Source organism: Anaerosporobacter sp. (assembly GCF_965301125.1).
In genome coordinates this window covers 1-16,499 of the sequence record NZ_CBDLAM010000079.1, presented here as the reverse complement: position 1 = coordinate 16,499, position 16,499 = coordinate 1, and the positions used below count along the sequence as shown (strand labels likewise).

Annotated in this window: 14 protein-coding genes; 13 read left to right on the top strand and 1 reads right to left on the bottom strand. The window is 35.2% G+C overall.

Annotated features, from left to right (window positions below; all coding sequences use genetic code 11):
• Positions 1-1,929 (top strand): OPT family oligopeptide transporter (locus ACW2QF_RS10265; RefSeq protein WP_455715910.1); only part of this gene is annotated, 1,929 nt, incomplete at its 5' end.
• Positions 1,930-1,961: 32 nt separating this feature from the next.
• Here ACW2QF_RS10265 and ACW2QF_RS10260 read toward each other — a convergent pair.
• Positions 1,962-2,855: an AraC family transcriptional regulator gene (locus tag ACW2QF_RS10260; protein ID WP_455715909.1), complete on the bottom strand. Its 894-nt coding sequence runs from the start codon at positions 2,853-2,855 to the stop codon at positions 1,962-1,964.
• Between the two features lie 136 nt (positions 2,856-2,991).
• On the opposite strand from ACW2QF_RS10260, the gene ACW2QF_RS10255 reads away from it, so the two are divergent.
• From ACW2QF_RS10255 to ACW2QF_RS10200, 12 genes are all read left to right on the top strand, one after another.
• Positions 2,992-4,152: an MFS transporter gene (locus ACW2QF_RS10255; RefSeq protein WP_455715908.1), complete on the top strand. Its 1,161-nt coding sequence runs from the start codon at positions 2,992-2,994 to the stop codon at positions 4,150-4,152.
• A 437-nt stretch (positions 4,153-4,589) separates the two neighbouring features.
• A complete protein-coding gene (locus ACW2QF_RS10250; protein WP_455715907.1) occupies positions 4,590-5,444 on the top strand; it encodes an aminotransferase class IV in 855 nt (284 codons plus the stop codon).
• On the top strand, positions 5,441-6,505 hold the full coding sequence (locus tag ACW2QF_RS10245; RefSeq protein WP_455715906.1) for a DUF4392 domain-containing protein: 1,065 nt from the start codon (positions 5,441-5,443) through the stop codon (positions 6,503-6,505). Before ACW2QF_RS10250 ends, ACW2QF_RS10245 begins: the two co-directional genes overlap by 4 nt.
• A 38-nt stretch (positions 6,506-6,543) precedes the next feature.
• Positions 6,544-7,167 (top strand): cytidylate kinase-like family protein, encoded by a 624-nt coding sequence (locus tag ACW2QF_RS10240; RefSeq protein WP_455715905.1) that lies wholly within the window; start codon positions 6,544-6,546, stop codon positions 7,165-7,167.
• Positions 7,168-7,296: 129 nt separating this feature from the next.
• On the top strand, positions 7,297-8,532 hold the full coding sequence (locus ACW2QF_RS10235) for an ABC transporter substrate-binding protein (protein ID WP_455715904.1): 1,236 nt from the start codon (positions 7,297-7,299) through the stop codon (positions 8,530-8,532).
• Positions 8,533-8,558: 26 nt separating this feature from the next.
• Entirely contained in the window at positions 8,559-9,446 is an 888-nt protein-coding gene (locus ACW2QF_RS10230; RefSeq protein WP_455715903.1) for a branched-chain amino acid ABC transporter permease, read from the top strand.
• 9 nt (positions 9,447-9,455) lie between these two features.
• Complete coding sequence (locus ACW2QF_RS10225) at positions 9,456-10,463, top strand: branched-chain amino acid ABC transporter permease (protein WP_455715902.1); 1,008 nt, start codon at positions 9,456-9,458, stop codon at positions 10,461-10,463.
• Positions 10,456-11,265, top strand: a complete 810-nt coding sequence (locus ACW2QF_RS10220) for an ABC transporter ATP-binding protein (protein ID WP_455715901.1) — start codon at positions 10,456-10,458, stop codon at positions 11,263-11,265. The genes ACW2QF_RS10225 and ACW2QF_RS10220 overlap by 8 nt, the downstream gene beginning before the upstream one ends.
• Positions 11,259-11,963: an ABC transporter ATP-binding protein gene (locus tag ACW2QF_RS10215; protein WP_455715900.1), complete on the top strand. Its 705-nt coding sequence runs from the start codon at positions 11,259-11,261 to the stop codon at positions 11,961-11,963. The genes ACW2QF_RS10220 and ACW2QF_RS10215 overlap by 7 nt, the downstream gene beginning before the upstream one ends.
• Before the next feature lie 231 nt (positions 11,964-12,194).
• On the top strand, positions 12,195-13,940 hold the full coding sequence (locus ACW2QF_RS10210; RefSeq protein ID WP_455715899.1) for an ABC transporter ATP-binding protein: 1,746 nt from the start codon (positions 12,195-12,197) through the stop codon (positions 13,938-13,940).
• Positions 13,930-15,822 (top strand): ABC transporter ATP-binding protein, encoded by a 1,893-nt coding sequence (locus ACW2QF_RS10205; RefSeq protein WP_455715898.1) that lies wholly within the window; start codon positions 13,930-13,932, stop codon positions 15,820-15,822. The genes ACW2QF_RS10210 and ACW2QF_RS10205 overlap by 11 nt, the downstream gene beginning before the upstream one ends.
• Positions 15,823-15,931: 109 nt before the next feature.
• Positions 15,932-16,390, top strand: coding sequence for a hypothetical protein (locus tag ACW2QF_RS10200; protein ID WP_455715897.1), 459 nt, complete (start codon positions 15,932-15,934; stop codon positions 16,388-16,390).
• Positions 16,391-16,499: the final 109 nt, after the last annotated feature.

The following is a 16,499-nucleotide window of genomic DNA, read 5'->3' as shown; positions in this document are numbered from 1 at the left end:
GTGAATATGCATAAAAAATTAGAGAAAGAAGCTTATGGTGGAGTACATGGGAAGAATTATGTTCCGTATGTTTCTAATGGCTCTAAATCGGGTGGAAGTATTGCTATATTAATTATTGGAATTATATTAGCAGCTTTATTCTCGGCATCCACTGCTTACTCAGGAATGAAATCAGGTCTAACAGTAGCTGCTGGTATACCAGGTTCAATTATTGGTTCCGCATTTATTGCTATATTCGCGAAGCAAAAAGGGATTCTTGGTAAGAACCTTGTGCAAGGAATGTCAAGTGGTGGAGAGTCAATTGCAAGCGGTATTATATATCTGCTACCTGGAATTCTCTTAATTGGAGGAAACATAACATTCTTTGAAGGATTTATTGTAAGTATAGGTGGCGTTTTATTTGGAATGGGAATCTCTTCCCTTGTTTATAAGAATTTGGTTGTAGAAGAACATGGAAAGTTAATGTATCCAGAATCTATGGCAATATCAGAAACACTAGTAGCATCAGAAGGCGCTGGAGAGTCCATGAAGTATATGGGAATTGGTTTTACAGTCGGTGGAATTATTACTGTTTTCACAGGTTCCTTTCTTAATGTAGCGAATAATGTAATAAGTTATGTGAATGAGAAATTCTACAAATGGAAATTAGAAATAGAGGCAAATCCACTATTATTAGGAATTGGATTTATAGTCGGTCTTGATGTTTCATTGACTATGTTTGCAGGTTCCGTATTGGCCAATTTTGCGATTATGCCACTTATTAGTTATTTCTCAGACTTCGCTACAGTAGGAGAGCATGTATGGAATGATCCTAACGTGGCACTTCATAGTATGCAAGTAAACCACATTGCAGGGAGTTATGTTAAGTATATTGGTGCAGGTATGATGTTATCTGGTGGTTTAATTGGTGCGATAAAACTGATACCAACAATAGTTGTTTCTATTAAAGAAACGGTAAGTGCAAAATCAGAAAAAGATTCAGAACAATCATCATTTGCTACCTGGATACTAATTGGTGGTATCGTAGTAGGATTTGTAGCAGCATTTTTGATATCAGGTGGAAATATTGCAATGGCTATAATCGGTGCCATACTATCATTATTTTTATCTTTATTATTTGTTATTGTATCAGGCAGATTGACAGGAACAATTGGAACATCTAATTTACCTGTATCAGGTATGACCATAGCTTCCTTAGTAATTGTTACGTTACTTTTTGTTATTATGGGTTGGGTTAGCCCTGAACATAATAAGTCATTACTTTTGTTTGGTACCTTCATAGTTACAGCTATTTCTGTGGCAGGTGGATATAGTCAATCTCAAAAGGTTGCCTTCATTATTGGTGGGGATAAGAAGGAGATGGACAAATATTTTCTCATTGCTAGTACAGTAGGTGTTGCTGTGGTAGTAGGTGTGATTTTATTATTATCAAATCAACTTACTATGACTGGAGATAACGTACCTTTTGCATTACCACAAGCCAATTTAATATCAACTTTAACTTCAGGAATCATGTCAGGTGAATTACCATGGCATATGATTATTGTTGGAGCAGTAATAGGTATTGTATTGTTCATGTTAAAACTTCCAATTATGACTATTGCAATAGGATTTTATCTTCCGATATCAACTACTTCAATAATCTTAATAGGTGCATTAGTTCGTCTATTCATAGAAAAAATATCAAAATCAGAGAGTGAAAAACAAGCTAGAGTAGGAAATGGAATCAGTTTATCATCAGGGCTAGTAGCTGGAGGTTCAATCATAGGGCTACTTGGTATTATTCTTCAAGTATTTGGTGTTGTTAAAGGTACAGTTCCAAAAGGATTTGCAGCATCTAACAGTATGGGATATATAATACTTGGCGCCTTAATTTTATTAACAATATTACCTTTGATTAAGAGTAAGGACAAAGGTGTAGGAGAATAAAAAACATGGGGCTTTTGTAAAGCCTCATGTTTTTATGTAGAATTAAGTATACGTTTTTTATATTCTGAAGGTGTGCAACCTAATTCCCTGTGGAAGAGTTCGGTATAATAACTAGAACTATTAAATCCACAGCGCATAGCTATTTCAGTAATTGATAAAGTAGAATTGTTAAGATATTCAATGCTTTTTTCAATTCTATAGTTTGTAACGTATTGTATTGGCGTAATTCCTAGAATACTCTGAAATATATCGCAACAGCTACTCCTACATACACAACCAGCTAATGCAATCTTTTCAAGAGTTAATTTGGTTGAATAACAATTTTGAATATAGCCAATCATGGAATGGAGACTCTCTAGCCGCTTATTAACTATAAATCCCTCATTAGGTGAAGTACTTAATAGGTTTTGATATAGAGTATGCCATAAAGAGTAAAGATGACTTAATACAATTAATTCAAAGCCAGAATCATAAGTCTGACATAACTCAAAGATTTCTTGTAATTTAATAATTACTTCACTTTGCCATTTTACCGAATGGGATAATAGATAATAAGGTATATTTTGATTCTGACTAATGGATTTTACATAAGAATCCTTAATTTGCTCTACAGTTGTGAATAGAGAAGGGTGGAACAATAAACACAGAAATTTACAATCACATCCGTTTACAGCATGGGATGAATGTAATTGTCCTGAATTAACGAATATGCATTGTCCTTTTTCAAGTAATTGATCTTTCCCATTCACAGAATATAATATTTTACCTTGTAATACGATAATGAATTCTATATCACTATGCCAATGGCTGACAGCAGTCATATTTGGATAATTAGATAGCCAATTTTTCTTAGCACAAACTAAAAAATTTTCAAAATTATAGGAAACTATTTCTGAAAAGTCACTAGTGACTTTGATTTCTACCATAAGAGTATCCTTTCTAAGTGATGTATAACTATAAAAATATACTATTGTTATATAAGTTAACGGATATCGTTATATAATTTATATAGTTTTTAGAATATTATTATAACAGATAAAATGCAAAGGAGAAAGATATTAAATGACGTCAATATTATTAGTGGTGATATACATAGCTTTTATAAGTTTGGGATTACCAGATTCAATTTTAGGTTCAGCATGGCCTACTATGTATGGAGAATTTAACGTAGCCGTTTCATATGCGGGGATAATTAGTATGATAATTGCGGGAGGAACAATTGTATCCAGTCTTGTAAGTGATAAATTAATACGTCGATTGGGAACAGGTCTAGTAACTACCATAAGTGTTTCGTTGACAGCGATTGCTTTGATGGGATTTTCGTTTTCTGATTCATTTTGGCAATTATGCTTATGGGGGATTCCTTATGGATTAGGTGCAGGAAGTGTGGATGCAGCGCTTAATAACTTTGTGGCTTTGCACTATAAGTCAAGACATATGAGTTGGCTGCATTGTTTTTGGGGAATTGGCGCCACAGCAGGACCGTTCATTATGGGGCTTTGTTTAACTAACGGACTAAAATGGAATTCAGGATATCAAACCATTGGTATAATTCAAATTATTCTTGTAATTTGTCTTACTCTTTCCTTACCTCTTTGGAAAGTAAAACAAAAGGAGAAGAATGATGATGAGACAGTAGAAGCTAAGAGTCTTAGTATGAAAGAGACGATTAGTTTACCAGGAGCAAAAGCTATATTAATAGCGTTTTTATGTTATTGTTCAGTTGAAGCAACAGCAGGTTTGTGGGCTAGTAGTTACATGGTATTATATAAAGGAATAAACGCACAAACTGCAGCTAAATGGGCCTCATTATTCTACTTAGGAATTACAGTAGGAAGGTTAATAAGTGGGTTTATTACAGATAAATTAGGGGATAAGAACATGGTAAGACTAGGTCAATTACTTGCTGTAGCTGGGATTGTAGTTATGTTGTTACCATTAAATAATGCGATGACCCTCGTTGGATTAGTTTTACTAGGTTTAGGCCTTGCACCTATTTATCCAAGTTTATTGCATGCAACGCCAGAGCACTTTGGGGCAGATAAGTCTCAATCGATAATGGGAATGCAGATGGCTTGTGCATATGTAGGAAGTACATTCATGCCACCTATTTTTGGCTTTCTAGCAGAAAATATCAGTATTAAATTATATCCGTTTTATCTCGTGATATTTGTAGTGCTGATGGTCGTAATGGTTGAAAGAATGAACAAAGTTCAAAAGTGATAATTTATTATGTATATTGTAAAATTAATTAGTAAAATTTAGCAAATGTAATAAATTTCAAAAGAAAAACAGGAAATTGAAAAAAAAGATTTACATTTCATGTTCATATTTATATAATAAGCGAATAAATTATACAAAAGAACAACACAAGTGAGGACAGCGAAGTCCGTTCTCATTCGTGTTGTTCTTTTGTATTTATAACTAGGTAATTGCGAAACTCTTCTCCGTGCATAAAGAATATCTGTGTTTTAAGGCTGTCTACTACACTTTGTCTAAAATCGTGTGACTTACACATACAATAAAGAACATTGTATGTGACGTACACACAATTCGACAAACTGTAACGACAGACATAAAACACATTGATATTCCTTTATGCACTACAAAGAGTTTCGCAATTACCTAGAATTTATAGCAATAGAGAGGAGTACAGAGAAATGGAAAATCTAGGTTACTATAATGGAGCATTTGGACCGCTTGAGGAGATGACGGTTCCGATGAATGACAGAGTACATTTTTTTGGAGATGGTGTTTATGATGCTACGTGTTGTACTAATCATGTGATTTATCTTGTGGATGAGCATATTGACCGTTTTTATCATAGTTCCTCCTTGATTAAGATTGATTTACCTTTTACTAAGGAGGAACTTAAGTCAATATTGCAAGACATGGTTAATAAGGTTGATGGAGAAAATCTCTTTGTATATTGGCAAGTCACTAGGGGAACGGCAACTAGAAATCATGCATTTCCTAAAGTTAATCCTAACCTCTGGATTATGATTATGCCATTGAAATTTAATGATTTAAAAGAGAGGATTAAGCTTACATCTATGGAAGATACTAGATTTCTTCATTGTAATATTAAGACTTTGAATCTCTTACCAGCTGTTATGGCAGCACAAAAAGCAAGTGAAGAGGGGTGTTTTGAGACGGTATTTCACAGAGATACTATTGTTACAGAATGTGCCCACAGTAATGTATCAATTATAAAGGATGGAGTTCTAAAGAGCCACCCTAATGATTGTTATATCTTAGATGGCATCGCCAAGAGACATTTGTTTAAGGCTTGTAAGGAACTGCATATACCAGTAGAAGAAACTACATATACACTGGATGAACTCCTGGAAGCAGATGAAGTCATTGTAACAAGTTCAAGCAATTTCTGTTTAGTAGCAGACGCCTTTGAAGGAAAACCAGTCGGTGGGAAGGCGCCTGAATTAATTAATGCGTTACAAGATAATCTGATGACGGAATTTCGTAGCTATTGTGGATTGATTGAGAGGCAGTTATGAATGCAGAGGAATTAGCGGAATTAAATGTTGGAGAGAATCTAGATCAGTTAATGAATTTGGATCCAAGAGGATATGGTGTATGTAGAATACTATACGAAGGTTCAAGAAAATATATGGGTGAACCAATTGCTATGAGATGCGCAAAGGTATTAGATTCCACGATAAAGAAAGATGACCTTGTATATATTATAACTGGTTTTGTATTAATGCCTCATAAACATGCTGAAATGGACGGTATTATAGGAGCAATGTTACTAGCAAGAATGTTAGTAAAGGTATATGATGCCAAACCTATTATTATCTGTCCGAAGGAGTGTGATAATGCTGTAGAAAAACTAGCGGATGTTGTAGGTCTACATCTATATGAAAAACCGAATAAGATAAAAACCATGCCAATCGCAGTGGGACGTATTCTATTTACGAAGAATAGCACTAGGGCAGAAGAACAGGCGGAAGATATTATGAAGACGTTACCGCCTAAGGCAGTGATCGCCATTGAAGCACCAGGTGCCAATTGTAAAGGAGTTTATCATAATGCGAAAGGGTTCGATCTTACTAAACTAGAAGCAAAAACTGATATCTTGTTCAAAAAATGTAAGGATGCTGGTATTTTGAATATTGCTATTGGAGATTTAGGTAATGAACTTGGTATGGGAGCAATGAAAGAGCATTTACAAAAATATGTTCCGTATATGGAAAAAGAGGGTTGTAGTTGTGGATGTGGAGAAGGCAGTGCTTCTGAAGTTGCCGCAGACTACATAATAACAGCTACCATATCCCATTGGGGCGTGGAAGCTTTAATATCAGCTGTAGCTTGGTTACATAAAAAGCCAGAATGGATTCATTCAAAGGAGATGGAGATTGAAGCCATTAAAATGGCATCGAGTTGTGGTATGGTTGATATGTATGGATGGCTAGAATACGCAATTGATGGGATCGATTTGCAGTTTCATGTAAATCTATTAGAGCTCATGCGTTTGTGTATTGTGAATGCTTTAAATCATTTTGAACTATGTAAGGATTGGTACGATAAAGTAATTGAGAAAAACTATTCAATGTAAAAGTTAATATAATTTAGCCATCTGGAAGGGGGAGGACTATGGAGAAGTTCGTAATTGTAATAACTAGAACATGCGGAAGTGGTGGAACCACAATCAGTAAGATGCTAGCAGAGCACTATGGAATCAATCGGTATGATCGAAAGCTACTGCAATTAGCTTCAGAAGATAGTGGTATCAGTGAGGAGCTATTTATTCGAGCTGATGAAGTTACTAAGACAAAGCTCTTATATCGAGTATCAAAGAAGGTATACAATGGGGAATTAATTCCACCAGAAAGTAATGACTTTGTATCAGATCAAAACCTTTTTAATTATCAAGCCAAGGTACTTAAGGAACTAGCCCAGACAGAATCCTATGTTTGTGTAGGAAGAGCATGCGATTATATTCTTAAAGATTATCCCAATGTATTAAAAGTTTTTATCTATGCTCCAGAAGAAATATGTATACAAAGGGAGGTTGAAAGACAAGGAATCTCTTTAAAAGATGCAGAGAAATACGTTACTAATAATAATAAATTCCGAAAAGAATATTATAAATATCATACTAATAGAGTATGGGAAAGCCCTTATAATTATGATATTTGCATTAATACAGCAGGGTACTCATATGAACAATGTGTCGAGTTAATTAAACTTATGGTTAAAGATAAGTTCTTAGTTTAAAAGAATATTGTAAAGAGTAAGAAACAAAGAGGTTTCGTCATTTATGGCGGAATCTTTTTGCGTGTAATAGTGATAAATACGTCTAATTCAGGCGATTTATAGAAAATAAATATCCAGGAGGAATGAATTATGAAGAAAAAGATCTTAAGTATTTTGCTAAGTGTAGCAATGGTAAGTACCATGCTAGTAGGTTGTAGTAATGATTCATCAACAAAAGATACGAATACTAGTAAGACGAATGAGAGTTCTGATAATAGTGACAGTTCTACAAGTGGTTCTACTGCATCTTCAGGAAGTGAAGATAACATAATAAGAATCGGTGTTATCTGTTCATTAACTGGCGGTTCTGCTATCTATGGGGAAGGTGCACAGAATGCAATTACAATGGCGGCAGAAGAGATAAATAGCAGTGATAGTCCATACAAGGTAGAGATTGTTAATGGAGGTAAAGTAGTTGATGATGCTAGTGATTCAAAGCAAGCAATTAATGCATATAACAGCTTGGAACCAGAAAAACCAGAAGCCATTGTAGGTGCATTCTTCTCCTCTGTAACTCTTCCTATGGCTGAATTAGCGAATGAGAGTGGAATGTTATTATTGGCAACTGGTGCCACTAATTATAAAGTGACACAAGTTGGCCCTACAATATTCCGCGATTGTTTCATTGATCCATATCAAGGAAAGATGGCTGCAGCATTTGCGAAAGAACAAGGTGCTTCAAAAGTAGCTATTATCTACGCTAAAGATGATGATTATTCCAATGGTTTAAAAGATGCCTTCGTTGATAATGCTAAAACGGCTGGAATTGAAATCGTATACACAGGTGAGTGTACTACAAAAGACACAGACTTCACAGCACAAGCTTCTCAAGCTGTAGCATCAGGTGCAGACTTCTTATTCTACCCTTGTTTCCTTGATACGGTACCTTTATTAGTACAACAATCAAGAGATGCTGGTTTTGATGGAATCATCATGGGCGGTGATGGTTGGGACGGCAGTGATACTACTGGACTTGAAACGTATTTTGATAACTGCTACTTTACAAATCATTATTCATCCGAGGATACAGCACCAGCTGTTCAATCCTTCGTTACAAAATACACTGAAAAATATGGAGCAGAAAGTATGAATGCTTGTGCAGCGCTTTATTACGATGCGATTTACATGTTAGTTGAAGCTGCAAAAAATGGTGGTGGATCTGATACAGCATCCTTAGTAAAAGGTATGACAGGCATGACCTTCACTGGTGTAGGTGGAACATTTACATTAGATGAGAATGGAGATCCTGCAAAGAGCGTTGTTATTAATACTTATGAAGATGGTAAAGTGAAATGGTTTAAGACTCTTACTCCAGAAGGAAAATAAATGAATTAGAAAGGAAGTGTTCGGTAGTGTCCTTATTCTTTCAAAGTTTGATAAACGGTCTTAATCAAGGTGCTATATACGCACTGATAGCACTGGGATATACCATGGTATATGGTATTATCCGTATGATTAATTTTGCACATGGTGATTTTATCATGGTAGGTGCGTATACATTATTCTATACTGTTCCGTTGATGGTCAATCAAGGTATGCCAGCTTGGTTAGCAGTTATATTTGCTGTAATTGTCTGTGTAATCGTTGGTGTATTAGTTGAAGTTATTGCTTATCGCCCTGTTCGTGGCGCTGGTTCGATGTCGGCATTAATCACTGCATTAGCAATGAGTTTATTCTTGGAAAACTTAGCAATGGTATTATTCGGAGCAAACCCTAAATCTGTAAGAGCTATTTTTACACTTCCTTCTATTGAATTTTTCGGTGCAAGATTACAATGTAAATACCTATTAACAATCACAATTGGTATTGTAATAATGGTTGGGTTACAGTTGTTTGTTAAGAAAACTAAGTTAGGTAAAGCAATGCGTGCGGTACCTCAAGATAAACAGGCATCTATCTTGATGGGGATTAATGTGAATAAAATTATTACAACGACATTTGCAATTGGTTCTGGTTTAGCAGCTGTTGCAGCTTTGATGTATTGTTCGACCTATCCAAGATGTACAATAGACATGGGATCTATGATGGGACTTAAGGCATTTATAGCAGCAGTACTTGGAGGGATTGGGAGTATTCCAGGTGCAATGTTAGGTGGAATTATCGTAGGCTTAGTTGAGATATTCGTTAAAGTATATATAGCTCCTGGTTGGTATGAAGCAATTACATACAGTCTGCTAATTATAGTATTATTAGTAAAACCGTCAGGTATTCTAGGTAAAAATGTTGGTGAGAAAGTGTAGGTGAGTGGTATGGCAAAGAAAAAGAAACTATCGTACTTGATAAATTTGGTTGGAATACTAGTGGTATTTTTCCTACTATACACAACATTTCAATCTGGAGTATTAGGTGCTAGAACAACTTATATTAAAGGTATATGTACGACTGCATGTTATACCATTATTATGGTAACTTCTTTAAATCTCTTAGTTGGGTATATGGGGGAGTTCTCACTTGGGCATGCTGGATTTATGTCAGTAGGGGCGTACGCTTCCGCAATCGTCACGAATGCATTAGCTAGTTATGGGGTACCAGATATAGCTTTGTTTATTATTGCACTTTTCGTTGGCGGTATTGCAGCTGCAATTACGGGTGTTTTGGTAGGTATACCAGCACTACGTTTACGAGGTGACTACTTGGCAATTGTAACAGTTGCATTTGCAGAAATTATTAGAGTAGCATTCTGTAATTTCAAGATCACTGGTTCTGGTCGAACAATGAGTGGTATAACCAAATTATCCAGTTTTTATTGGTGCTTTTGGGCAATGGTAGTATGTGTGGTAGTTATGTATATGTATATTAGATCTCGTTTTGGTAGAACCGTTATAGCGATTCGAGAAGATTATATTGCTGCAAGTGCAAGTGGTATTAATGTTACATTCTATAAAGTATTGAATTTTACGATTTCAGCTTTCTTTGCAGGTATCGGTGGAGCAATGTATGCCCATTATATGACTGCTATGATTCCAACCAACTTTAACTTTAGCTATTCTGCCGAGATGTTAACAGAAGTTATTATAGGTGGTACTGGTTCTTTGACAGGTTCTATTATTGGAGCGACCTTTCTGTCGGCGTTACCAGAACTTATGCGTTCGTTTGCTAGTTATCGTATGTTAGCATATTCCATCGTTTTAGTATTGGTAATGATCTTTAAACCAGGTGGTATCTTTGGAACTTGGGAGTTCTCGTTGACTAGAATAGTAAGACGCATCAGGAATCTATTCAGTAAGAATAAGAAGGGAGGTCTAGCGAATGAATAATGATAGTAACGATAATGTACCAGTTTTAAAAGTGCAGAATTTAGGAATCACTTTTGGAGGTCTAAAGGCAGTTGATTCATTCAGCTTAGAGATTGGAAAAAGTGAGCTACTTGGGTTGATTGGACCCAATGGTGCAGGAAAAACTACAGTATTCAATTTGTTAACGGGAGTATACCAGGCTACAGAAGGATCATTTTATCTGAATGGTGAGAAGATGAATGGCAAGAAGACACATCAGATTGTAGCAGCAGGAATCTCAAGAACCTTTCAGAATATAAGATTATTTAAGAAGATGACAGTAATCGAGAATGTGATAGTTTCAATGAACATGCATATGTCTTATTCCCTAGTTGCCTCTATCTTGCGAACGAAAACATATTGGAAGCAGGAAGAAGAAGTTCGGGAAAAGGCAATGGAACTACTAAAAATTGTGCATCTTGAAGATAAGGCTGAGTATGTAGCTCAAAATCTTCCTTATGGACAGCAAAGAAGACTAGAGATTGCACGTGCTTTAGCAACGGGTATGAAACTCTTATTGCTTGATGAACCAGCAGCGGGAATGAATCCAACTGAGACAGCAGAGTTATTAGAAATCATTAATGTAATTCGGGATAAGTTTAAGATCTCCGTATTGTTAATAGAACATGATATGAGTTTAGTAATGAAAATCTGTGAAAGAATTCAGGTTATTGATTACGGTGTAACAATTGCATCAGGTACGCCAGAAGAGATTGCTAACAATCAGCATGTTATTGAAGCATACCTCGGTAAAGATGAAGAGGAGGGAGCAGCACTATGTTAGAATTAAAAGATATTAATGTTAGCTATGGCGCCATACATGCCATTCATGATGTAAGTTTAACTGTTAATGATGGTGAAATTGTATCCCTAATTGGTGCCAATGGTGCTGGCAAGACTACAATCTTACATACAATTACAGGACTAAAAAAGCCGTCTAGTGGTATCATCAGTTATGATGGAAAGGACTTAATAAAAACAGAAGCAAGTAAGATTATCACGCTAGGAATGGCACATGTTCCGGAAGGACGACACATATTTCCTTCTATGACTGTTTTTGAAAACTTAGAGATGGGTGCTTATATTCGTAATAACAGGGAAGAGATATCGGAATCGATTAATGAAGTATTTGAACGTTTTCCAAGACTTAAGGAACGTAAGAAGCAACTAGCAGGCACATTATCTGGTGGTGAACAACAGATGTTAGCAGTAGGGCGTGCATTAATGAGTAAGCCAAAAATAATCCTTATGGATGAACCTTCTATGGGGCTTTCTCCTTTGCTAGTAAAAGAAATATTCGCCATAATTAGGGAGGTACATAGGCAAGAAATTACGGTATTACTGGTTGAACAGAATGCAAAGATGGCCCTTTCTATAGCTGACCGTGCTTATGTATTAGAGACAGGTCATATCTCCATGAGTGGAGATGCGAAAGAACTGTTGAATAATGAGAAGGTGAAGAAGGCATATCTGGGTTTGTAATATGTCTATAATTCCTTTTTAATTCTTAATATATGTGAAGCAGTTAAATCAATGAAGATATGGATTTAGCTGCTTCACTACATGGAAACTAATTTTTAGTAAATTAGAATTTGACAAATACAAAAATACGTTCTATAATAAAAGAATCGAGTAGCTAGTGCGTAAGTCCGGATTTAAGTCTGGCTTCGCTTTTTTTTTGACTAAAAATTACTAAGGAGATGAGAAGAATCAATGTATAAAGAACTAGCAAAATCTATACGGGAATTTAAGAAGGATTCTATTAAATCACCCGTGTTTGTCTCATTAGAGGTGTTGATTGAGTGTATCATACCATTTATTATTGCTAAGCTTGTTAATGAAATCAAAGCAGGTTGTGAATTTCGTGTTATTGCTACATATGGAATTGCTCTAGTAATTATGGCTGGGTTATCACTTACATTTGGTGTGATTGCAGGTTATGCAAGTGCCACGGCTTCAAGTGGTTTTGCACGCAATCTAAGAAAAGATTTATATTATAAAATACAAACATATTCATTTGAAAATATTGACCGGTTCTCAACATCATCATTGGTTACTAGGATTACTACAGATGTAACGAATGTGCAGAATGCATATATGATGATTATTCGTTTAGCTATTCGATGTCCGTTAATGTTAATATTTTCATTTGTCATGGCCTTCGCTATGGGAGGAAAAATGGCATTTATCTTCCTATTCGTTGCCCCAGTACTTGGAGTTGGTCTGTTTCTTGTAATCTGGAAAGTTATGCCGTTGTTTAAGAAAGTATTTCGTAAGTATGATGCGCTAAACAATTCCATACAAGAAAACGTAAAAGGTATGCGTGTTGTTAAATCTTACGTAAGAGAAGATTACGAGAAGAAGAAATTTAATAATGCAGCAGAGGATGTATGTGCCGACTTTACTAGAGCGGAGAAGATATTGGCAATCAACAACCCATTGATGCAATTTTGTTTATATACGGTAATGGCTTTCGTACTATCATTTGGATCGTATACGATTATAAGCTCTAGGGGAGCTGACCTAGATGTGGGACAATTTTCAGCGTTATTAACTTACAGCTTTCAGATTCTTAACAGCTTAATGATGTTTTCTATGGTATTTGTTATGCTTACAATGGCAAGTGAATCAGCACATCGTATCCTAGAAGTTTTGAGTGAAGATAGTAGTATTACTAGTTCGCCAAATGGACAGAAAGTCGTTAAAGATGGTTCGATTGATTTTGAAAATGTAAGTTTCAAATATTCAGATGAAGCAAAACGGATGTCCTTATCAAATATTGATTTACATATTAACTCAGGTGAGACCATAGGTATTATTGGTGGTACAGGTTCATCGAAATCCTCATTGATTCAATTAATTCCAAGGCTCTATGATGCCACAGAAGGTGTTGTTAAGGTTGGAGGTATTGACGTTAAAGATTACGATTTGGAAACTCTTCGTAATCAGGTAGCAGTAGTATTACAAAAGAATGTACTATTCTCTGGTTCAATTAAAGAGAATCTACGATGGGGAAATAAAGAAGCAACGGATGAAGAAATAATAGAAGCTTGTAAATTAGCACAAGCAGATGAATTTATTCAAGGATTCCCAGATAAATATGATACTCATATTGAACAAGGGGGTAGCAATGTGTCTGGTGGACAAAAGCAACGTTTGTGTATTGCCCGTGCTCTTTTGAAAAAACCAAAGATTTTGATTTTGGATGATTCCACTAGTGCTGTAGATACCAAGACAGATGCTTTGATTCGTAAAGCATTTAAAGAGTTCATTCCTGATACAACGAAAATTATAATTGCCCAAAGAACAGCATCTGTTGAAGATGCAGACTGTATTATCGTTATGGATGGTGGATCCATTAATGGTATCGGAACGCATTCTGAATTACTAAAGAACAATCAGATATACAGAGAAGTATACCTATCTCAGAACAAGGCAGGTGAACAAGATGAAAAATAATACTACGAAACAAAAAGGTGTAATGAGCCGTTTAATTAAGACTTTATTTGAATTCTATCCAGTATTATTACCAGTTGTATTGGTTTGCATTATATTCAATGCAATTGTTTCTTCAATTCCTGCAATCTTCATGCAAAATGTTATATCTGCCATAGAAGAAACATGGAGGATTGGAGATTGGAGTGCAGTTTCAGGTAGAATTATGAAACTGGTACTTTTATTGATTACATGCTATGTACTTTCTCTAATAGCTTCCATTGCTTATAATCGTTTAATGGCAGTTATTACACAAGGATCTCTTAAGAAACTTCGTGTGAAGATGTTTAACGGAATGCAAAATCTACCTATTAAATATTTTGATACACATAATCATGGAGATATCATGAGTTACTATACAAATGATATTGATGCATTACGTCAGTTGATATCACAGAGTATACCACAGCTTATGATATCGGGTATTGTTGTTTTAACAGTTTTTTGTATCATGATGTATTATAGTATATGGTTGACCCTTGTTGTATTAGTTGGAGTTATCATTATGATGATTTTAACGAAAAAGGTAGGAGGCAATTCAGCCAAATATTTTATCCGTCAACAAATGGCCCTTGGAGAAGTAGAAGGTTTTGTTGAAGAAATGATGAATGGACAGAAAGTAATTAAAGTGTTCTGTCATGAAGAAGAAAGTAAAGATGGTTTTGATAAAATCAATGACAAATTATTTGAAAATTCACAGCTTGCCAATAAATACGCTAATACATTAGGACCATTACTAAACAATATCGGCAATATTCTCTATGTAGTTGTTGCCTTATCAGGTGGTTTGCTATTATTGTCTAAAGCACCAAATCTAAGTATATCAGGACTTCCTTTTGCTATAAGTATAGTAGTTCCATTCCTTAATATGACAAAACAGTTTGCTGGTAATATAAATCAAGTATCCCATCAAATTAATTCCGTAGTCATGGGTCTTGCAGGAGCAAAGCGTATATTTGAATTAGTTGATGAAGAGCCAGAAGAAGATCATGGATATGTAACTTTAGTAAATGCAAGAGAAGAAAATGGCCAGATTGTGGAATGTAAAGAACGTACAGGAATGTGGGCTTGGAAACATCCTCATGGCGATGGAAGTGTTACTTATACAAAACTAACAGGCGATGTAAGAATGTTTGATGTAGATTTCGAATATGAAGAGAATAAGACCATATTACACAACATCACTTTATATGCTGAGCCAGGTCAAAAGATTGCCTTCGTAGGTGCTACAGGTGCTGGTAAAACTACAATCACTAACCTAATCAATCGTTTTTATGATATAGCAGATGGTAAGATTCGTTACGATGGCATTAATATCAATAAAATTAAAAAAGAAGATTTACGTCGTTCACTTGGTGTAGTACTGCAAGAGACCAATCTCTTTACGGGAACTGTAATGGATAACATTCGTTATGGTAAGTTAGACGCTACAGATGAAGAATGTATCGAAGCAGCGAAGTTAGCTGGTGCAGATGATTTTATTACTCGCCTACCTAATGGATATGAAACACCACTAACAAGTAATGGTGCTAATCTATCTCAAGGACAAAGACAGTTACTTGCGATTGCACGTGCAGCAGTTGCTGATCCACCTGTTATGATTCTTGATGAAGCTACCTCATCTATTGATACTCGTACAGAAGTAATTGTACAACGTGGTATGGATGCATTGATGAAAGGACGTACGGTATTTGTTATTGCCCATCGATTATCTACAGTTAAGAATTCTGATGTTATCATGGTATTAGAGCAGGGTAGAATTGTGGAACGAGGCAATCACAATGAACTGATTGAACAAAAAGGTAAATACTATCAATTGTATACGGGTGCTTTTGAATTAGAATAAAGACATAAAATAATAAAGCTGAGAAATTAGTGAAAATAGTGAAAAAGTCGAACATTTTCATAATAAGTCGAATATATTGTTAATGAGTAAGTATTGATGTGATTATGAAATGGATAAGTATATAATTGATTTTGAAGTTATTAAAAAAGAATTAAGACATGGTACGTATATTTATATAGGGTCAGGGTCATCAAGAAGTGTATTTGATCTAAACAATGGATATGTAGTAAAGGCCGCAATTAATAGAGGTGGTATTTACCAAAATAAGGTTGAATATAATGTCTATAACCAAGAACATACTGCTCTATTTGCTCCAATACTTACTATGTCTGAGGATGCTATGTTTCTTATTATGAAAAAAGGCGAGAAATTATTAAGTCTTAGTCAAGTAATACAATATTATGATGTCAGGGATATGAGACAATTAGTAGAGCGTCCTTATTTTGTTGATATAAGAAGAAAGTATGGGCTAGCTAGAGGAGACTTAGTTAGAAGATCTAGTTGGGGTATAGTAGACGAAGTCCCTGTATTAATTGATTATGGATATACTGGCCGTAAGAGACTATAGATAGAAGAAAAGGAAGGTAATATGCGATATATAATTTTGCATATTACCTTCTTTTCCTTAATTGTAAAATGAAACGCAACCCATTCATCTACAATTAAGAGTTATTTTA

Excerpts from the sequence above, each read along its gene's own strand:
- ACW2QF_RS10260 (WP_455715909.1), bottom strand. The coding sequence starts at position 2,855 with ATGGTAGAAATCAAAGTCACTAGTGACTTTTCAGAAATAGTTTCCTAT.
- ACW2QF_RS10255 (WP_455715908.1), top strand. The coding sequence starts at position 2,992 with ATGACGTCAATATTATTAGTGGTGATATACATAGCTTTTATAAGTTTG.
- ACW2QF_RS10250 (WP_455715907.1), top strand. The coding sequence starts at position 4,590 with ATGGAAAATCTAGGTTACTATAATGGAGCATTTGGACCGCTTGAGGAG.
- ACW2QF_RS10245 (WP_455715906.1), top strand. The coding sequence starts at position 5,441 with ATGAATGCAGAGGAATTAGCGGAATTAAATGTTGGAGAGAATCTAGAT.
- ACW2QF_RS10240 (WP_455715905.1), top strand. The coding sequence starts at position 6,544 with ATGGAGAAGTTCGTAATTGTAATAACTAGAACATGCGGAAGTGGTGGA.
- ACW2QF_RS10235 (WP_455715904.1), top strand. The coding sequence starts at position 7,297 with ATGAAGAAAAAGATCTTAAGTATTTTGCTAAGTGTAGCAATGGTAAGT.
- ACW2QF_RS10225 (WP_455715902.1), top strand. The coding sequence starts at position 9,456 with ATGGCAAAGAAAAAGAAACTATCGTACTTGATAAATTTGGTTGGAATA.
- ACW2QF_RS10220 (WP_455715901.1), top strand. The coding sequence starts at position 10,456 with ATGAATAATGATAGTAACGATAATGTACCAGTTTTAAAAGTGCAGAAT.
- ACW2QF_RS10215 (WP_455715900.1), top strand. The coding sequence starts at position 11,259 with ATGTTAGAATTAAAAGATATTAATGTTAGCTATGGCGCCATACATGCC.
- ACW2QF_RS10210 (WP_455715899.1), top strand. The coding sequence starts at position 12,195 with ATGTATAAAGAACTAGCAAAATCTATACGGGAATTTAAGAAGGATTCT.
- ACW2QF_RS10205 (WP_455715898.1), top strand. The coding sequence starts at position 13,930 with ATGAAAAATAATACTACGAAACAAAAAGGTGTAATGAGCCGTTTAATT.
- ACW2QF_RS10200 (WP_455715897.1), top strand. The coding sequence starts at position 15,932 with ATGGATAAGTATATAATTGATTTTGAAGTTATTAAAAAAGAATTAAGA.